Annotated in this window: 16 protein-coding genes; 12 read left to right on the forward strand and 4 right to left on the reverse strand. The window is 65.0% G+C overall.

Features of this window, described 5'->3' with window-relative positions; genetic code table 11:
- The first annotated feature begins 313 nt into the window (after positions 1-313).
- The 6 genes from AC1DWU_RS09865 (at position 314) to AC1DWU_RS09890 (ending at position 5,845) form a co-directional block, all read left to right on the forward strand.
- Positions 314-2,077 carry a BTAD domain-containing putative transcriptional regulator gene (locus AC1DWU_RS09865; protein ID WP_477149803.1) on the forward strand — a complete coding sequence of 588 codons (1,764 nt, stop codon included), beginning with the start codon at positions 314-316 and terminating at the stop codon, positions 2,075-2,077.
- A 19-nt stretch (positions 2,078-2,096) separates the two neighbouring features.
- Positions 2,097-2,315: a hypothetical protein gene (locus AC1DWU_RS09870; protein ID WP_477149804.1), complete on the forward strand. Its 219-nt coding sequence runs from the start codon at positions 2,097-2,099 to the stop codon at positions 2,313-2,315.
- A gap of 84 nt (positions 2,316-2,399) precedes the next feature.
- Positions 2,400-3,524: a YcaO-like family protein gene (locus AC1DWU_RS09875; RefSeq protein ID WP_477149805.1), complete on the forward strand. Its 1,125-nt coding sequence runs from the start codon at positions 2,400-2,402 to the stop codon at positions 3,522-3,524.
- Entirely contained in the window at positions 3,521-4,213 is a 693-nt protein-coding gene (locus AC1DWU_RS09880; protein WP_477149806.1) for a TfuA-like protein, read from the forward strand. The genes AC1DWU_RS09875 and AC1DWU_RS09880 overlap by 4 nt, the downstream gene beginning before the upstream one ends.
- Positions 4,214-4,250: 37 nt before the next feature.
- Entirely contained in the window at positions 4,251-5,387 is a 1,137-nt protein-coding gene (locus AC1DWU_RS09885; RefSeq protein ID WP_477149807.1) for a hypothetical protein, read from the forward strand.
- A gap of 86 nt (positions 5,388-5,473) precedes the next feature.
- The gene (locus AC1DWU_RS09890) at positions 5,474-5,845 is read left to right on the forward strand and encodes a hypothetical protein (protein WP_477149808.1); all 372 of its coding nucleotides are present in this window, start codon (positions 5,474-5,476) and stop codon (positions 5,843-5,845) included.
- Between the two features lie 23 nt (positions 5,846-5,868).
- Here AC1DWU_RS09890 and AC1DWU_RS09895 read toward each other — a convergent pair whose 3' ends face one another.
- Complete coding sequence (locus AC1DWU_RS09895; RefSeq protein WP_477149809.1) at positions 5,869-6,138, reverse strand: protein usg; 270 nt, start codon at positions 6,136-6,138, stop codon at positions 5,869-5,871.
- A 169-nt stretch (positions 6,139-6,307) separates the two neighbouring features.
- On the opposite strand from AC1DWU_RS09895, the gene AC1DWU_RS09900 reads away from it, so the two are divergent.
- The 5 genes from AC1DWU_RS09900 (at position 6,308) to AC1DWU_RS09920 (ending at position 11,526) form a co-directional block, all read left to right on the forward strand.
- Entirely contained in the window at positions 6,308-6,679 is a 372-nt protein-coding gene (locus AC1DWU_RS09900) for an iron chaperone (protein ID WP_477149810.1), read from the forward strand.
- A 30-nt stretch (positions 6,680-6,709) separates the two neighbouring features.
- Positions 6,710-6,934 (forward strand): hypothetical protein, encoded by a 225-nt coding sequence (locus tag AC1DWU_RS09905; protein ID WP_477149811.1) that lies wholly within the window; start codon positions 6,710-6,712, stop codon positions 6,932-6,934.
- 126 nt (positions 6,935-7,060) lie between these two features.
- A complete protein-coding gene (locus AC1DWU_RS09910) occupies positions 7,061-8,239 on the forward strand; it encodes an MFS transporter (RefSeq protein WP_477149812.1) in 1,179 nt (392 codons plus the stop codon).
- A gap of 38 nt (positions 8,240-8,277) precedes the next feature.
- Positions 8,278-10,338: an ATP-dependent helicase gene (locus AC1DWU_RS09915; protein ID WP_477149813.1), complete on the forward strand. Its 2,061-nt coding sequence runs from the start codon at positions 8,278-8,280 to the stop codon at positions 10,336-10,338.
- Between the two features lie 51 nt (positions 10,339-10,389).
- On the forward strand, positions 10,390-11,526 hold the full coding sequence (locus AC1DWU_RS09920) for a winged helix-turn-helix domain-containing protein (protein ID WP_477149814.1): 1,137 nt from the start codon (positions 10,390-10,392) through the stop codon (positions 11,524-11,526).
- Positions 11,527-11,576: 50 nt separating this feature from the next.
- Here AC1DWU_RS09920 and AC1DWU_RS09925 read toward each other — a convergent pair whose 3' ends face one another.
- Both AC1DWU_RS09925 and AC1DWU_RS09930 read right to left on the reverse strand, forming a co-directional pair.
- The gene (locus AC1DWU_RS09925) at positions 11,577-11,942 is read right to left on the reverse strand and encodes a hypothetical protein (protein ID WP_477149815.1); all 366 of its coding nucleotides are present in this window, start codon (positions 11,940-11,942) and stop codon (positions 11,577-11,579) included.
- Between the two features lie 176 nt (positions 11,943-12,118).
- Complete coding sequence (locus AC1DWU_RS09930) at positions 12,119-12,811, reverse strand: pentapeptide repeat-containing protein (protein WP_477149816.1); 693 nt, start codon at positions 12,809-12,811, stop codon at positions 12,119-12,121.
- Positions 12,812-12,955: 144 nt separating this feature from the next.
- On the opposite strand from AC1DWU_RS09930, the gene AC1DWU_RS09935 reads away from it, so the two are divergent.
- On the forward strand, positions 12,956-13,405 hold the full coding sequence (locus AC1DWU_RS09935) for a porin (RefSeq protein WP_477149817.1): 450 nt from the start codon (positions 12,956-12,958) through the stop codon (positions 13,403-13,405).
- Positions 13,406-13,432: 27 nt separating this feature from the next.
- Here AC1DWU_RS09935 and AC1DWU_RS09940 read toward each other — a convergent pair whose 3' ends face one another.
- Complete coding sequence (locus tag AC1DWU_RS09940; RefSeq protein WP_477149818.1) at positions 13,433-13,705, reverse strand: hypothetical protein; 273 nt, start codon at positions 13,703-13,705, stop codon at positions 13,433-13,435.
- Between the last annotated feature and the right edge of the window lie 97 nt (positions 13,706-13,802).

Here is a 13,802-nt window from a genome sequence, read left to right on the forward strand (position 1 = left end):
GCCTTACGCATGGGTAGCTTACTTCAATGCGTTATCTAGCCGTTACGTGGCTACGCTTTGGCCTTTACTTCGTCAAGTAAACTTCCACCACATTCGACGGAACAACTGAGCAATGCCGATCACTTCTATGCGGGAAACGGTCACCCTGCAGCTTTTGGGAACACCGGTCCTCCGTCTTGCGGACGGCTCGGCTGTAAAGCTGCGTCAGAAGGCCTTTGCCTTGGCAGCTCTGCTTTATCTGGACTTTTCCAGCCGCGCGCGACGCTCGGCTTTAGCTGAGCGAGCTTGGGAGAGCAGTACCGCCGAACAGGCGATGACCAATCTCCGCCAGACCCTGTTGCATACGCGCGAACTCGAAGGTCGCTACGGGTTTGAGCTCTTCGACGCCGATGCCACCGAAATCGAGCTCAACCGCGATGTGGTGCTCGATCTGCGCGAAATCGGTCGCGCCCGCGCCGCCGAGGACGGACCGGAGCTGGAGCGGCTGATCGCGCTTTATCGCGGCGAGCTGCTGGCCGGCGTCAGCGGACTGGGCAGCGAGTTCGACCAGTGGCTGGCGCTCGAGCGTACCCGCATCGAAAACCAGTTCGCCAGCCAGGCGACCGAAGCGGCGCTTCGCATCGGTGGCCGTGGCGCGCATTCGGCCCTGTTCCGGCTGGCCGAACGGCTGCCCTATTCCGAAGTGGTTTGCCGCGGCACCATCGAGCTGTTCCGGGCCGAAAACAACGAGAGCGGCGCCCGTGCGGCGTTCGCCGCGTTCCGCAACCGGCTGCGACACGGCCTCGGGCTGGAACCCGCGGCGGAAACCGCCGAGTTGTTCGATCACGATGAGGACGGTGACGGCCCCGTGCCGGCCCAGCCGCGCAGCATCGAGCGGCGCCCGCTGCCGGCCGACGATACGGCACGACTGAGCTTCGTGCCGCGCGTCGTGCTGCTGCCGCCGCTGCAGGACTTCAAGCAGGCGAGCATTCCCAAGCACCTGGCCCCGGCTTTGGTTGAGGATGTGACCATCGGCCTGTCGCGGCTGAAATCGGTGTCGGTGATCGCCCCGCACACCGCATGGCAACTCGACCCCTTCACCGCCCTCGATGAAGTGCGCGCCCACCAGATCGATTATGCGGTGGAAAGCCGCATCGCTCCACATTTTGCCAGTGACGGGCTGTCGCTGGCGATCCGCCTGGTGCGTGCCGCCGGACGCGAGATCGTCTGGGCCGACAAGTTCGCCTTCACCGCGCTGAAGGCTCCGGAGCACTACTGGGACTTCACCAACGGGGTGGCCCGAGCGCTCGCCGACAGCATCGAGACTGCCGAACTGCAGCGCGAGCGCACCCAGCGCGACGCCAACGCCTACTCCCACTATCTCGCGGGACGGCACAACCTCAGGTCGTTCGACCTGCCCAAGATTCGGCGGGGGCGCAAGTCGCTGCGCATTGCCCGCGATATCGAGCCGGAGCAGGCCTCGATCGAGAGCGCGCTCGCCCGCTCCTACGTGGTCGAGTGGGTGCTACGCTCGGGCTCGGACAAGACCTTGCTCGACAAGGCCAAGCTCCATGCCGAACGCGCCGTGTCGATCGACCCCAACGACGGCACTGCCTATCGCGAACTCGGCCGCGTGGCGCTGTTCGACCGCGATCTCGACCAGAGCCTCGAGCACATGACCAGGGCCGCCCAACTGGCGCCCAATCATGCCGACGTGCTGGCCGACTTTGCCGACACACTTGTCCACAACTCCGACTTCACCGCTGCGCAGGAAAAGATCGAAGCTGCGGTGCGGCTCAACCCGGTGCCTCCGGACGAATACCTATGGACGCTGGGCGGCATCAACTTCTTCCGCGGCCGCTGGGAGGAGGCCCTTGGCCACCTGAACCAGATGCGGAACCCGGAGCCGGCGCTGCGCCTGATGGCAGCTGCGGCGGCCATGGCCGGCCGCATGGACCTGGCCCGGCGCTATCGGTTGCAAGCGCTTAAATTGCAGCCGGATTTCACTACCGCTCGTTGGGTATCACGTATGCCGCAGCGCGATCCTGCTGACGTTGATCTGTATATTGAAGCGTTGCGTAAGGCCGGATTCAAATAGGCCTGTAAGGAGAGTACATATGCGTTACGTGATTATCGGACAGAAAGACGCGTCGCAGCTGCTGGTGGTGGATACTCAGCTGATGACCGTTACCTCGGTCGACCAGTCGACGGTCGTCCCCTCGAACGTTCGCTCGGCGCTCGCTGCGGGCAATACCATCGTCGATGGCATCGATATCGCCGTGGCTGCGGGCCAGCGCGAGGACGGCAGCGCCGTCTGGCACTACCACTCCAAATAAGTCTTGAACTTCGGAGCCAAACTCCGCCCGGCTGCCGTCAGGGCATCGGACGGCGCTAGAAATCCCGCGGCCTTGCTGCGGGATTTGTCTTTCCATTTCGACAGGCTCGGCATCACCCGCCTCGCCCGCCAGACCGGCCTCGATCGGATCGGCATCCCCTGCTACGCCGCCATCCGCCCCAACTCGGCGACCATCGCCAGCCACCAGGGCAAGGGCATCGACGACATCTCGGCGCAGATCTCGGCGGTGATGGAAGCCGCGGAATACGCCATTGCCGAAGTGCCGGAGACAACCCGGCGCACGATGAGCAACGCCGAGGCACGCGCTGCCGGGCACGAGCTGCTCGACGTCTCGCACCTGCTGCCGCGCGACGCGGCGGTCGACGAGAAGCAACCGATCACCTGGGTGGAGGGCTTCGCGCTCGATACCGGGGCACTGGTGCTGGTTCCCTATGACGCCGTGGTGCTCGGCACGCCGCCGCGCGACCTGCCCCGCCTGTCGCAATCGACCAACGGCATCGCTGCCGGCACAAGGCTGTCGGGTGCGCTGCTGCACGCGCTCTGCGAAGTGGTGGAGCGCGACGCGGTGTGCCTCTGGGGCTACAAGTCGGATACGGCGGCCAAGGCGACGGCCGTATCGCCTGCGGCGTTCGGCGATGCCGGGGTCGATGCGCTGACCAACCAGATCGCCCGCGCCGGCTACCGGCTGCGGCTGTTCGACCAGACCAGCAATATCGGCGTGCCGGTGATCTATGCCGTGCTCTCCCCCCACGACGGCGCCGACAAGCACTTCGACGCCGCGACCGGCGCCAGCTGCCACCCGGTAGCGGCGGTCGCCGCGCGTCGCGCCATCGTCGAGGCGGCGCAGACCCGGATCACCAACATCGCCGGAGCGCGCGATGACATCGCCGAGGGCGAATACGAGCTCGAACTGGCGCGCAGCATAGCCGTGCTGACCGAGGAGGCTCCGGCCACACGGCCCGCCCCGATCGGCCTGCCGGCTGGCACCGGCGAGGACGAACTGATTGCCGCACTGCAGGCCGGCCTCGCCAGCGCCGGGCTGAAGCACATCGTCGCCATTCCGCTGGGCGGCGAGAGCATCGGCATCAGCGTGGTGAAGCTCTACGTGCCGGGCCTCGAGGATCGGCTCACCAACCGCAACTGGCGTCCAGGCTCGCGCGCCACTGCTGCCATGCTGGGGTTCCTGTGAAAGTCCTGTTCGCCGGCCCGTCGCTCGCGGGGCAGAGCTATGACAGCACCGGGCTCGATGTCCGGCCGCCGGCGCGGCAGGGCGACCTGCACCGTGCCGTGCTCGATGGCGCCGATGCCATCGGCCTGGTCGATGGGGTGTTCGGCTTCGTGCCCTCGGTCTGGCACAAGGAAATCCTGTTCGCACTGAAGCAGGGTATTCGGGTGCTCGGCGCGGCGTCGATCGGAGCGCTGCGAGCAGGTGAATGCGCCCCGTATGGCATGGAGGCGGTCGGGCCGATCGCCGAGAGCTACGTGAGCGGCGCCCGCATCGAGGATGCCGATGTCTGCCTCGCCCATGCGCCGGCCGAGCTCGACTTCATGCCGCTGAGCGAGCCGCTGGTCGATGTCGAAGCAACGGTCGCGGCGATGGGCGTAACCGGAGTGGAAGCCATAGCGCTGCGCCTGTCGGCGCAATCGATTTATTTCGCCGACCGCACAGTCGAGGCAATCATCGCCGGTGCCGGATTGCCTGCTGAGTTCGCCGACCGCTACCGAGCCAAGCGGGTTCGCGCCAAAACCGCCGACGCACTGTTGCTGGTCGAGCGGCTCAAGGCGCTGCCGGCCGGCCGTCGGCCGATACCGGACTGGGCCTTCGTCGAGTCCGAACCGTGGCGCTACTACCTGAAGGGGCTTGCCGCCGGGGCCTGACCGGGCGCTATGCTGCTTTCGGAACCGGAGGCTGCTCATGCATGCGACCATCCGCCGTGCCGTTCTCGTTCTTCTTGCAGCGCTCGCCATCTGCACCGCCACTGCGGGTGCGGAAACGGATCTGAGCCGGGCCGCCGTCGAACAACGCGCCGAAGCCGCCGCCCGCTATCTCGTCGCTGTCGAGGCGGCGGATGGGCGTTTCCTCTACGAGTTCGATTTTCTCCGCTCCCGCTTCCTTACCGCCGATAACGTCGTGCGGCAGGCTGGCGCCGGGTTCGTGCTCAACCAGTTCTATTTCCTCAGCGGCAAGGCCGGCTTTGAGGAGCCGGCGGCCCGTGCCATCGGCTACTATGAGGCTCGCTCGGTCAAGCGCGACGACGGCACGCTGATCTCGGAGGACCTGACACTTGAGGGTGGCCGGGCCGGCGGCACCGCCCTGGCGCTGCTCGCCGAGCTGTTCCATAGCCGTGCCATCGGCCGTGACTTCCGGCCGGACCTTCGCGTGCTCTGGCTGAAGGGTCTCGCCGCCCAGCAACTGGCGGACGGTCGCATCGCGCAGCGTCCTGAGGACAGCAAGGCGGATTCCTATTCGACTGGCGAGACCTGGCTGGCGCTGGCGCACTATGCCGAGCTCGCCCCCGATGCGACCGAGGTGACCGCGATGCTCGATCGGCTCGAGGCTGGCGCCATGTTGAAGTACCTCGAGACGCCCGACACGATGTTCGCCCATTGGGGGCTGATGGCGGCGGCTCAACGCCTCCGCACTACGGGCGACAACCGCTATCGCGACTTCATCGTAAGCTTCGGCGCCAACTACATGCGCAAGCTGATGCCGGCCAACGACAATCGGATGAACAATTGCGCAGCGCTCGAAGGGCTTGCAGCAGCCTCGTTCGCGCTCGATCAGGCGGGGGACGCAGCATTGGCGGCGGAACTGCGGGGCAAGGTGGAGAGCGAACTGCCATTGGCGCTCGCTCTGCAGTTACCCGACGCCACCCGCCTCGAATTCGGTCCCGGTCATTACTACGAGGACCCCAAGCTCAAGAACTTTGTGGGCGCCTTTCTCAACGGGGCTTATGTTTTGCGAACCCGTATCGACTCTACCCAGCATTGCCTATCCGCCATGTTGCTTTATCGCGAAATGACGACCGGCGACACGCTCTGGGAAAAGTGAACAGCTTTAGCTGTTTTTTGGCTATGCGCCTTGCGGGACCAGTGCTTTACTTCCCGATGCGCGGGAGGGCTTAAGGGAGATTTCGCATGACTGCGTTCTCGACTGGAACTGGCCTCGCTAAATACCTTCGTATGATCGGCATCGTCGCCGGCGTTACCGCCGGCAGCCTGCTCATTCTTGCGGGGGCGGCGAGTTCTCAAACTGTGACGCCGCAAAGCGTCGATCCCATGCAGCACTTCATCGATTGCGCCGGCGTGCTGATCTCGGCGCCGGATGTGCACGCAGCGAACTGCCTGCCGAGCAATATCGGCCCCGAGACCAACTCACTGGCGAGCACGCCGGGCGGCGGCGACGACCACCACTGCTTCGAAGACGACGTCATCCCGGACGGGGTGCAGGTACTAGTGGACAGCGATTGCGGTCCCCGGGACGATACGTCCGACGATAGCGGATCCTGATCCGGCGGGACCGAATACCGATCCTAGTGGAGCCGGGCGCCCCTCAGGGCTCTCAACTCCACTGGGTGGATCAACCGTGCATGCGCAACGGTTATCGAATGCAGCGGGCCCTCGATCTTTTCCTCCCAGAAGGCGAGGAACTTCTTGAGGTTCGGGAACTGCGGGAACACGTCGTATTGCTGCCAGACGAAATCCTGCAGCAGGTCCAGGTGGTCCGGCACGCGGTAGATGATCTGCGCAGTGGTGAGGCCGAAACCTTCCGTATCGGCATGGGGGGTAGTCAGCGGCGACATCAGGCACCTCCGATGGGCGGGCGACCGGATGAGCATCAGGCGACTTCGCCCGCATGACAAGAGTGTAACATGAATAGTTTAACAATTTCAATTGCATAGCAGCAACCACCGGGGAGTGCTGACAACGCGGCAGCGGTCGTGCGAGGTTATGGTCGGAGTGGAGATCGTCATGGCCAAACCGATGCCCGAGACCACCCGCGGCTTCCTCGATGTGCTGCCCGCGCCGCAGCGGCAGGCGCTGGAGCACCTGCGCGGGGTGATCATCGCCGCCGCACCGGAAGCAGAGGAGTATGTCGGCTACGGCATCCCGGCGTTTCGCCACAACGGTGCGCTGGTGTCGTTCGGAGCCGCCAAGAACCACTGCGCCCTCTACGTGCAGAGCCCGGCGGTGATGGAAGCGCTGGCCACCGAGCTGGAGGGGCTGGATACCTCGAAGGGCACGGTGCGCTTCACCCCGGATAAGCCGATCCCGGATGCACTGGTAACCCGGTTGGTGCAGGCGCGTCTCGACGAGAACGCAGCGCGGAAGGCCGGTAGGTAGTTGTGCAGCAAGCCTTGAAGGAGGCAGCTAATGGCAACGATGGTTCGACTGACCCAAGACCAGATCGAGCGGCTGATCCTCGAGATGGACGAGATGGAGAAGCGGCTCAAGGACATGCATGAGGAGCTGATCGAGATCGGCGTTCCCAAGGACACGCTCGGCCGGTTCGCGAGGCTGCACGACCGCTACACCACCGGCGTGGCGTTCCTGTTGAGGCAGCGGGAGCTGGGCAGGTCGGAGGACAGCTCGGGCTGAAGCCCGACCCCGGAAGCCAAGGGATGACTGCCCCCTACTATTTGGGGGGCATGGCCGAAGCGGAAAGCGGCAACTCCTGCTCCCCATTTGCCACCCGACCCGGTACATGAAGTGGCGGGGGGTTTTATGGATACGCGGTTATTCTGGCTGGCGCTGGCAGCCTTTGTCGGCGCCATCGAAGGCGGGTTGATTTCCGGCATCCTGCCACTGATCGGCGCCGACCTGGGGGTCAGCCTCGGGCAGGCGGGCCTCTTGGTGCTGTTCTACTCGCTGGCTTACGCGTTTGGCCCGCCGCTCCTCGCGCTGCTGCTCGGTGGGGTTGGCCGGCGGCGCATCCTTGCCTGGTCGGAGTTCGGGCTCGCCGTCTGCGCGCTGCTGATGGTGCTGGTGACGTTCTTCGAGGGTCTGGTCGTGGTCCGCACCGTCCTTGCGGTGGTGGCCGGGACCTACACGGGGACGGCGATGGCGACTGCAGCGATGCTGGCTCCAACGGGCCAGCGCGGACGCTACATGCAGGTGATCAGCATGGGGCAGGCCATCGCAGCGCTGGCCGGCGTGCCACTGGGCGCGCTGCTGGCGGCACATCTGGGCTGGCGGTCTGTGTACGTCGCTCTGGCAATCATGGCAGGGTTGGCGGCACTGGCGCTCTACGTGAAGCTGCCGCGCGGCATGCTTGGCGACACGATGAGCATCGGCGATCGATTGAGGGTGCTCCGCAACCCCGCTATCGGCACGGCGCTGCTATCGACGCTGGTGTTCATGATCGGGTCGTCGCCGCTGATCGTCTATATCAGCGCGCTGCTTACGGCGGCTGGTGTCGGTTACGACGCCCTGCCGCTGGTGCTGCTCAGCGGTGGGATCGGGGCGATTGCCTGCAGCGCCACCGCAGGACGGATGTCCGACCGCTTCGGCAGCCGGCGAACGGCGACGATTGCCGGGCTGGCCGTGATCGCCGTGATGGCGGTCTTTGTGGCGTTGCCGCACCTGCCGGCGGGCCTGGCGCTGCCGGCGCTGATGCTGACGGTCGGCGCGCAGGGCTTCGTGGTCCGCACCTATTCGATCGCGGTGGCGAGCCACATGGCGCAGATCGCCCCGGGAGCGGTCCCGGTCGCCATCTCGCTCAACATGTCGGCGTTCATGATTGGCATGGCCGTGGCCGCCGCCGTCGGTGGCATCGTCGTGGACAGCCTTGGCGCCATGGCACTGCCGCTGATTGGGGCACCGTTGGTGGCCCTGGCGTTGCTGATCTGGCGCCGGGTGCCCGAGGGTGAGCGAGAGCGTGAATTGCGAACAAACCGCGAATAGTGCTTCCTGATCCGGAACTCTCTTCCGGATCGATTCGCGTGCAGACTGCCCTTGCCCCCCACTATCTCGACAAGCTGAACCCCGAGCAGCGGCAGGCGGCGGAGCATCTGGGCGGGCCGCTGCTGGTGATCGCCGGGGCTGGGTCGGGCAAGACCAACACGCTGGCGCACCGGGTGGCGCATCTGATCGTCAAGGGCGCCGATCCGCGCCGCATCCTGCTGATGACGTTTTCGCGCCGCGCTTCGAGCGAGATGCAGCGCCGGGTGGAACGGCTGGTGGCGCAGGTGATGGGCGCCAAGTCCGGCGTGATCACCGATGCCTTGAGCTGGGCCGGGACGTTCCACGGCATCGGCGCGCGGCTGCTGCGCGAGCATGCCGAGCAGATCGGGCTGACCCCGGGCTTTTCGATCCACGATCGCGAGGATTCCGGCGACCTGATCAACATCATCCGCCACGAGATGGGGTTCTCGGAGGCGAAGAAGCGCTTCCCCACCAAGGGCACCTGCCTCGCCATCTATTCGCGCGTGGTGAACGCGCAGGACGACCTCGACGTGGTGCTGAAGCAGGCGTTTCCGTGGGTCGCCATGTGGGGGCCGCAGCTGCGCGAGCTGTTTGGCGCCTATGTGGAAGCCAAGCAGCGCCAGCAGGTGCTCGATTACGACGACCTGCTGCTCTATTGGGCCGCGATGATGCGGGAACCGGTCATTACCGAGGACATTGCTGGTCGCTTCGACCATGTGCTGGTCGATGAGTACCAGGACACCAACCGGCTGCAGGCCTCGATCCTGCTCGCGTTGAAGCCGGCGGGCGATGGGCTGACGGTGGTCGGCGACGACGCGCAGTCGATCTACTCGTTTCGCGCCGCGACGGTGCGCAACATCCTCGATTTCCCGGCCGCGTTCACCCCGCCGGCGCGGATCGTGACGCTCGACCGGAACTACCGCTCGACCCAGCCGATCCTCGAGGCGGCCAATGCGGTGATCTCGGAGAGCGCCGAGCGCTTTACCAAGAACCTCTGGACCGAGCGCGCCGCGACCGAGAAGCCACGGCTGGTGACGGTGAAGGACGAGCCGAGCCAGGCCCGCTATGTGGTCGAGAGCGTGCTGGCCTGTCGCGAGGGTGGCACGGTGCTGAAACAGCAGGCGGTGCTGTTCCGCACCTCGTCGCATTCGGCCGAGCTAGAAATCGAGCTGACGCGGCGCAACATCCCGTTCGTGAAGTATGGCGGGCTGAAGTTCCTCGACAGCGCGCACGTCAAGGACATGCTGGCGCTGCTGCGCTTCGTTGATAACCCGCGCGACCGCGTCGCCGGTTTTCGCGTGCTGCAGCTGCTACCGGGGATCGGGCCGGGTGCGGCGGGCAAGGTGTTGGACCTGATGGCGGATAGCGCCGACCCGCTGGTCGAGTTGCTGAACGCCCCTCCCCCGCCGCGTGGCTCGGAGAGCTGGCCAGCGCTGCTCGAAGTGGTGGAGCATCTGGGCAAGGGCGGTGGCGGCTGGCCGGCCGAACTGCTGCGGGCTCGCATGTGGTACGAGCCGCTGATGGAGGCGGTGTACGAGGATGCAGAGGTTCGGAAGGAAGACCTCTACCAGCTCGAGCAGATCGCCGCCGGCTACCCCAGCCGCGAGCGCTTCATCACCGAGCTGACGCTCGATCCGCCCGATGCGACCTCCGACCAGGCCGGCGTGCCGCTGCTCGACGAGGATTTCCTGATCCTCTCGACCATCCACTCGGCCAAGGGGCAGGAGTGGAAAAACGTGCACGTGCTGAACGTCGTCGACGGCGCTATTCCGTCGGACCTCGGCACCGGCTCGACCCACGAGCTGGAGGAGGAGCGGCGGCTGCTTTACGTCGCGATGACCCGCGCCAAGGACGAGCTGCATCTGATGATCCCGCAGCGGTTCTACGTGCACCAGCAGACGCCATATGGCGACAAGCACGTTTACGCACAGCGCAGCCGCTTCATCACAAAGGCCATGCTGCCGCTGTTCGACGACATGTTCTGGCCGGCGGTGAAGGCCGCGGCGATCAGTGGCATCGCCCCGGCTGCGCCCCGGGTCGACGTCGGTGCCGGGCTGCTGGCGATGTGGAAGAAATGATGCGCGAAAGCCTGACACGCCTTGGCAGGATGGTGCGTTAGGTTTGTCAGTATGAAGAAGCCGCTCAACATCACCCTGCCCCACGCCCGCCGCATCTGGCTGCACGCCCAGCGGCTCGATGAGCGCGAGCCGTTCGGTGATGGGCCGGAGGCGACGCGCAAGGCGGTCGAGCACCTGGGCTATGTGCAGATCGACACCATCAATGTCATCGAGCGCGCCCACCACCACATCCTCTTCACCCGCATCCCGAACTATCGGCGCAGCGACCTGGCGCATGCGCAATCGGTCGACAAGTCGGTGTTCGAGTACTGGACCCACGCGCTGGCCTATGTGCCGGTGCGCGACCTGGCGTTCTACCTCAGCGAGATGCGCCAGCACCGCAGCGAGCCGATGCGCTGGTATGCCGATGCCGATCCGAACGACCTGAAGAAGCTGCTGCGCCAGATCACGAAGGACGGTGCGATCTCCATCCGCGATATCGATAACGACGAGCTGGTGGAGAAGGATCACCCGTGGGGCAGCCGCAAGCCAAGTAAGCGCGTGCTGCAATACGGCTTCTATAGCGGCGAGCTGACCATCTCCGAACGCAACGGCATGGTGAAGACCTACGAGCTGATAAGCCGGCATTTCGGCAAGTTGCCGAAGCCCGCGACACCGAAGCAGATCGATAGCTATCTGCTCGATCGGGCGCTGACCGCACAGGGGCTGATCAGCGGCCCCTCGGTCATGCATCCGAAACTGCGTTTTTCGCCGGAACTGGCCAAGCAGATCGAAACCCGGCTGCGAAAGAAGGCGCTGCTGCCGGTGACCATCGGGGACGATCCGACGCTGCACTACGCGACGCCCGAGGCATTGGCGACGCCGGAGCCGTCAGGCCCACCGTTGGTGCACATTCTCTCGCCGTTTGACCCGATGGCCATCCAGCGCCGCCGCACCAGCCTGTTCTTCGGCTACGACCACGTGTTCGAGGCTTATGTGCCCAAGGCCAAGCGCAAATTCGGCTACTTCACCCTGCCGGTGCTGGCCGGCGACGAGATCGTCGCAGCCATGGACCTGAAGACTGATCGGGCGGCCGGCAAGGTGCTGATCCAGGCGTGGCATTGGGTGGGCAAGGGCAGCGCCGTCGAGCATAAGGCGATGCTCGAGGAGGAGCTGGGGCGGTTCGAGCGGTTTCAGCTCGGGGAATAGGACAATGGGCCCGAACTACACCGGGCCCATTGGATCAACGGTTCGCTCGATCAGATCGGGCAGCCGCTAGTGGCAACGAGAATCCCTTCCGGCGGCAGATGGTCGGCAGGGACGATCTCCGCGAAATTGCAGCAGGGGTCGATCGGCATTGCGACGAGCAGCCGGCCCTGGATTTCGTCGTAGCGGAAGCCGGCATCGCCCACCGTGGCGCAAGCATCGTCATCCACGTCATCGACCAGCGACTTCAGATCGTCGAGCTGCTCGCAGAAGCCGCCAGGCCGCTTGTAGCCTTCGGCGCCCGCCTCTCCGCACAGCGAACTGGCGGACGAGTCGGCGAACTGGGTGGCTGCTACGGCAGAAAGCGGCAGCGCCGGCAAAGTCGCGGCGGCCAGAATGACGGCAAGTATCTTGATCATGAAAAGAGCTCCGGGTGTACTGATCGGCAGGTGGGAACCGTTCTCGGCACAGATGCTCGTCTCTCGGCGTGAACAGCGCCCCAAACGCCGCGACGATAAGGCGACAACCCTAAGGAAACCCTAGTCCTCCTGCAGCCATAACTGCTTAGGCACATGCGACGGCTCACGCTGTCGGTTCAGCGCGCCCGCACCTTGATACCCGTCTGGCTGAGGATCAGCTCGGCCTGTGCCGCCGAGACCACCGCACCCTTGAAGCGTCCGGCCTGGGCGAGGATCGGCAGGCCACCGAGATCGGCGCCGCGCAGGTCCGCATCTTGAAACCGCGCCTGCTCGATATTGGCCTCGCGGAGGCTCGAATTCTCGAACACGGTTTCTCGGAAATCGCATTTGACGAGGTCGGCCGAGCTGAGGTCCACACCCACCAGCTTATCCTTGCGGAAGTTGAAGCCGGGGAGCTTCGCCGAAACCAGCAGGGTGTTGGTAAAGCGCACTCCGAGTGCCTTGGCCTCCGCCATGTCGCAACCGGTCAGCTTGCAATCCTCGAACGAGGTCGAGGACAGCATCGCACCACGGTAGCTGGCATTGTTGAAGTCGGACGAACGGAACGCTGCGTCTTCGAGGTTGGCCCCACGGAAGACTGCGAAGGCGCCACGGCAGTTGAGCCAGCGCGTCAGCTCCAGCGTCGCATTGCCGAGATCGGTGCGCACGAGCGAGCAGCGCTCGAATATCCAGCCGGTGAGATCGAGGTCGGCGAGCTTGGTTTCCTCGAGATTGCAGCCGAGTAGACGGATGGGATCATCGCCGACAAGGGCGGTGACATCGGCGCGCGACAGGGTGCGATCTTCGATGGTGATGCTGGGAGGATCCATGCCGCCAGTTCTAGCGGCGGGTGGCGAGTCGGTCGACGGCAAGCCCCCGCCGCTGCTCACAAAATAGTTGTGAATGCCGATGCGCCCCGCTGTGCTTTCATCCGCCAATGTTGACGCTTTGCGTGCCAATTAAGGGGGTACTTTATGCGTACACTTATCGCGGCCGCGGCTATCGCGGCAATTTCTGTTACATCCTCATCGTTCGCCGCTCCGGTCGAATACGTGAAGATCTGTCACATCTACGGTGCCAACTGGTTCTACATCCCCGGTACGGACACCTGTCTCAATGCCAAGACCGGCGAGACGCGCAAGGAGACCGCAGACGGGACCGTCTATGGCGAAAGCGACGAGCTGGACCAAGCAAAAGACGCCAACGAAGGTGTGGCACTCAGCCTAGCATTGCCGACCGCAACGGTGGATGAGGGCAAGACCTTCGGCGCTGCTGTGAACTTCGGCACCTTCAACGGCGAAAGCGCCCTGGGCTTCGGCGGGGCGTTCGAGGCCACGGATGGGCTTACTATCAACGCCGCTGTCGGTGTCGGCCTCAGCCGAGGCACCACTGGCGGTCGCGCCGGCGTCAACTTCTCCTGGTGAGGTCGGGAGCGCCGGCTGCTCCAAGGCTCATTCGTCCCAGTAGCGCGGCGATTCGCCTACCGTGACGAAATCCGCCACCGGACCGTCCGGCGCGCCCACGATCATGATCTCGATGGGGTCGCCCCAGTCGGCGAAGAACAGCGCCGCCACGTCGGCCCCGTAGGCCTCGTGAAGCGCTGGCGTCTCGCAGCGCAACTCGCCTCGTCCGGCCGGGAAGCCCGGGGTCATCACGAGGGTGAATTCTACGTCGGCGAGCGTTTCGCCATTCGCGTAGAGCTTGCCGATACCATTGATTTGCATAGCGAAAAGCTACGCGAGCGAACCTGACAGTTCGCTGACAACAAACCAAAACGGCGCCCTTCTGGGCGCCGTTCCGGGTCGGACTGGTGTCGTCCGG

This window comes from Devosia sp. P2_G7, assembly GCF_056403495.1.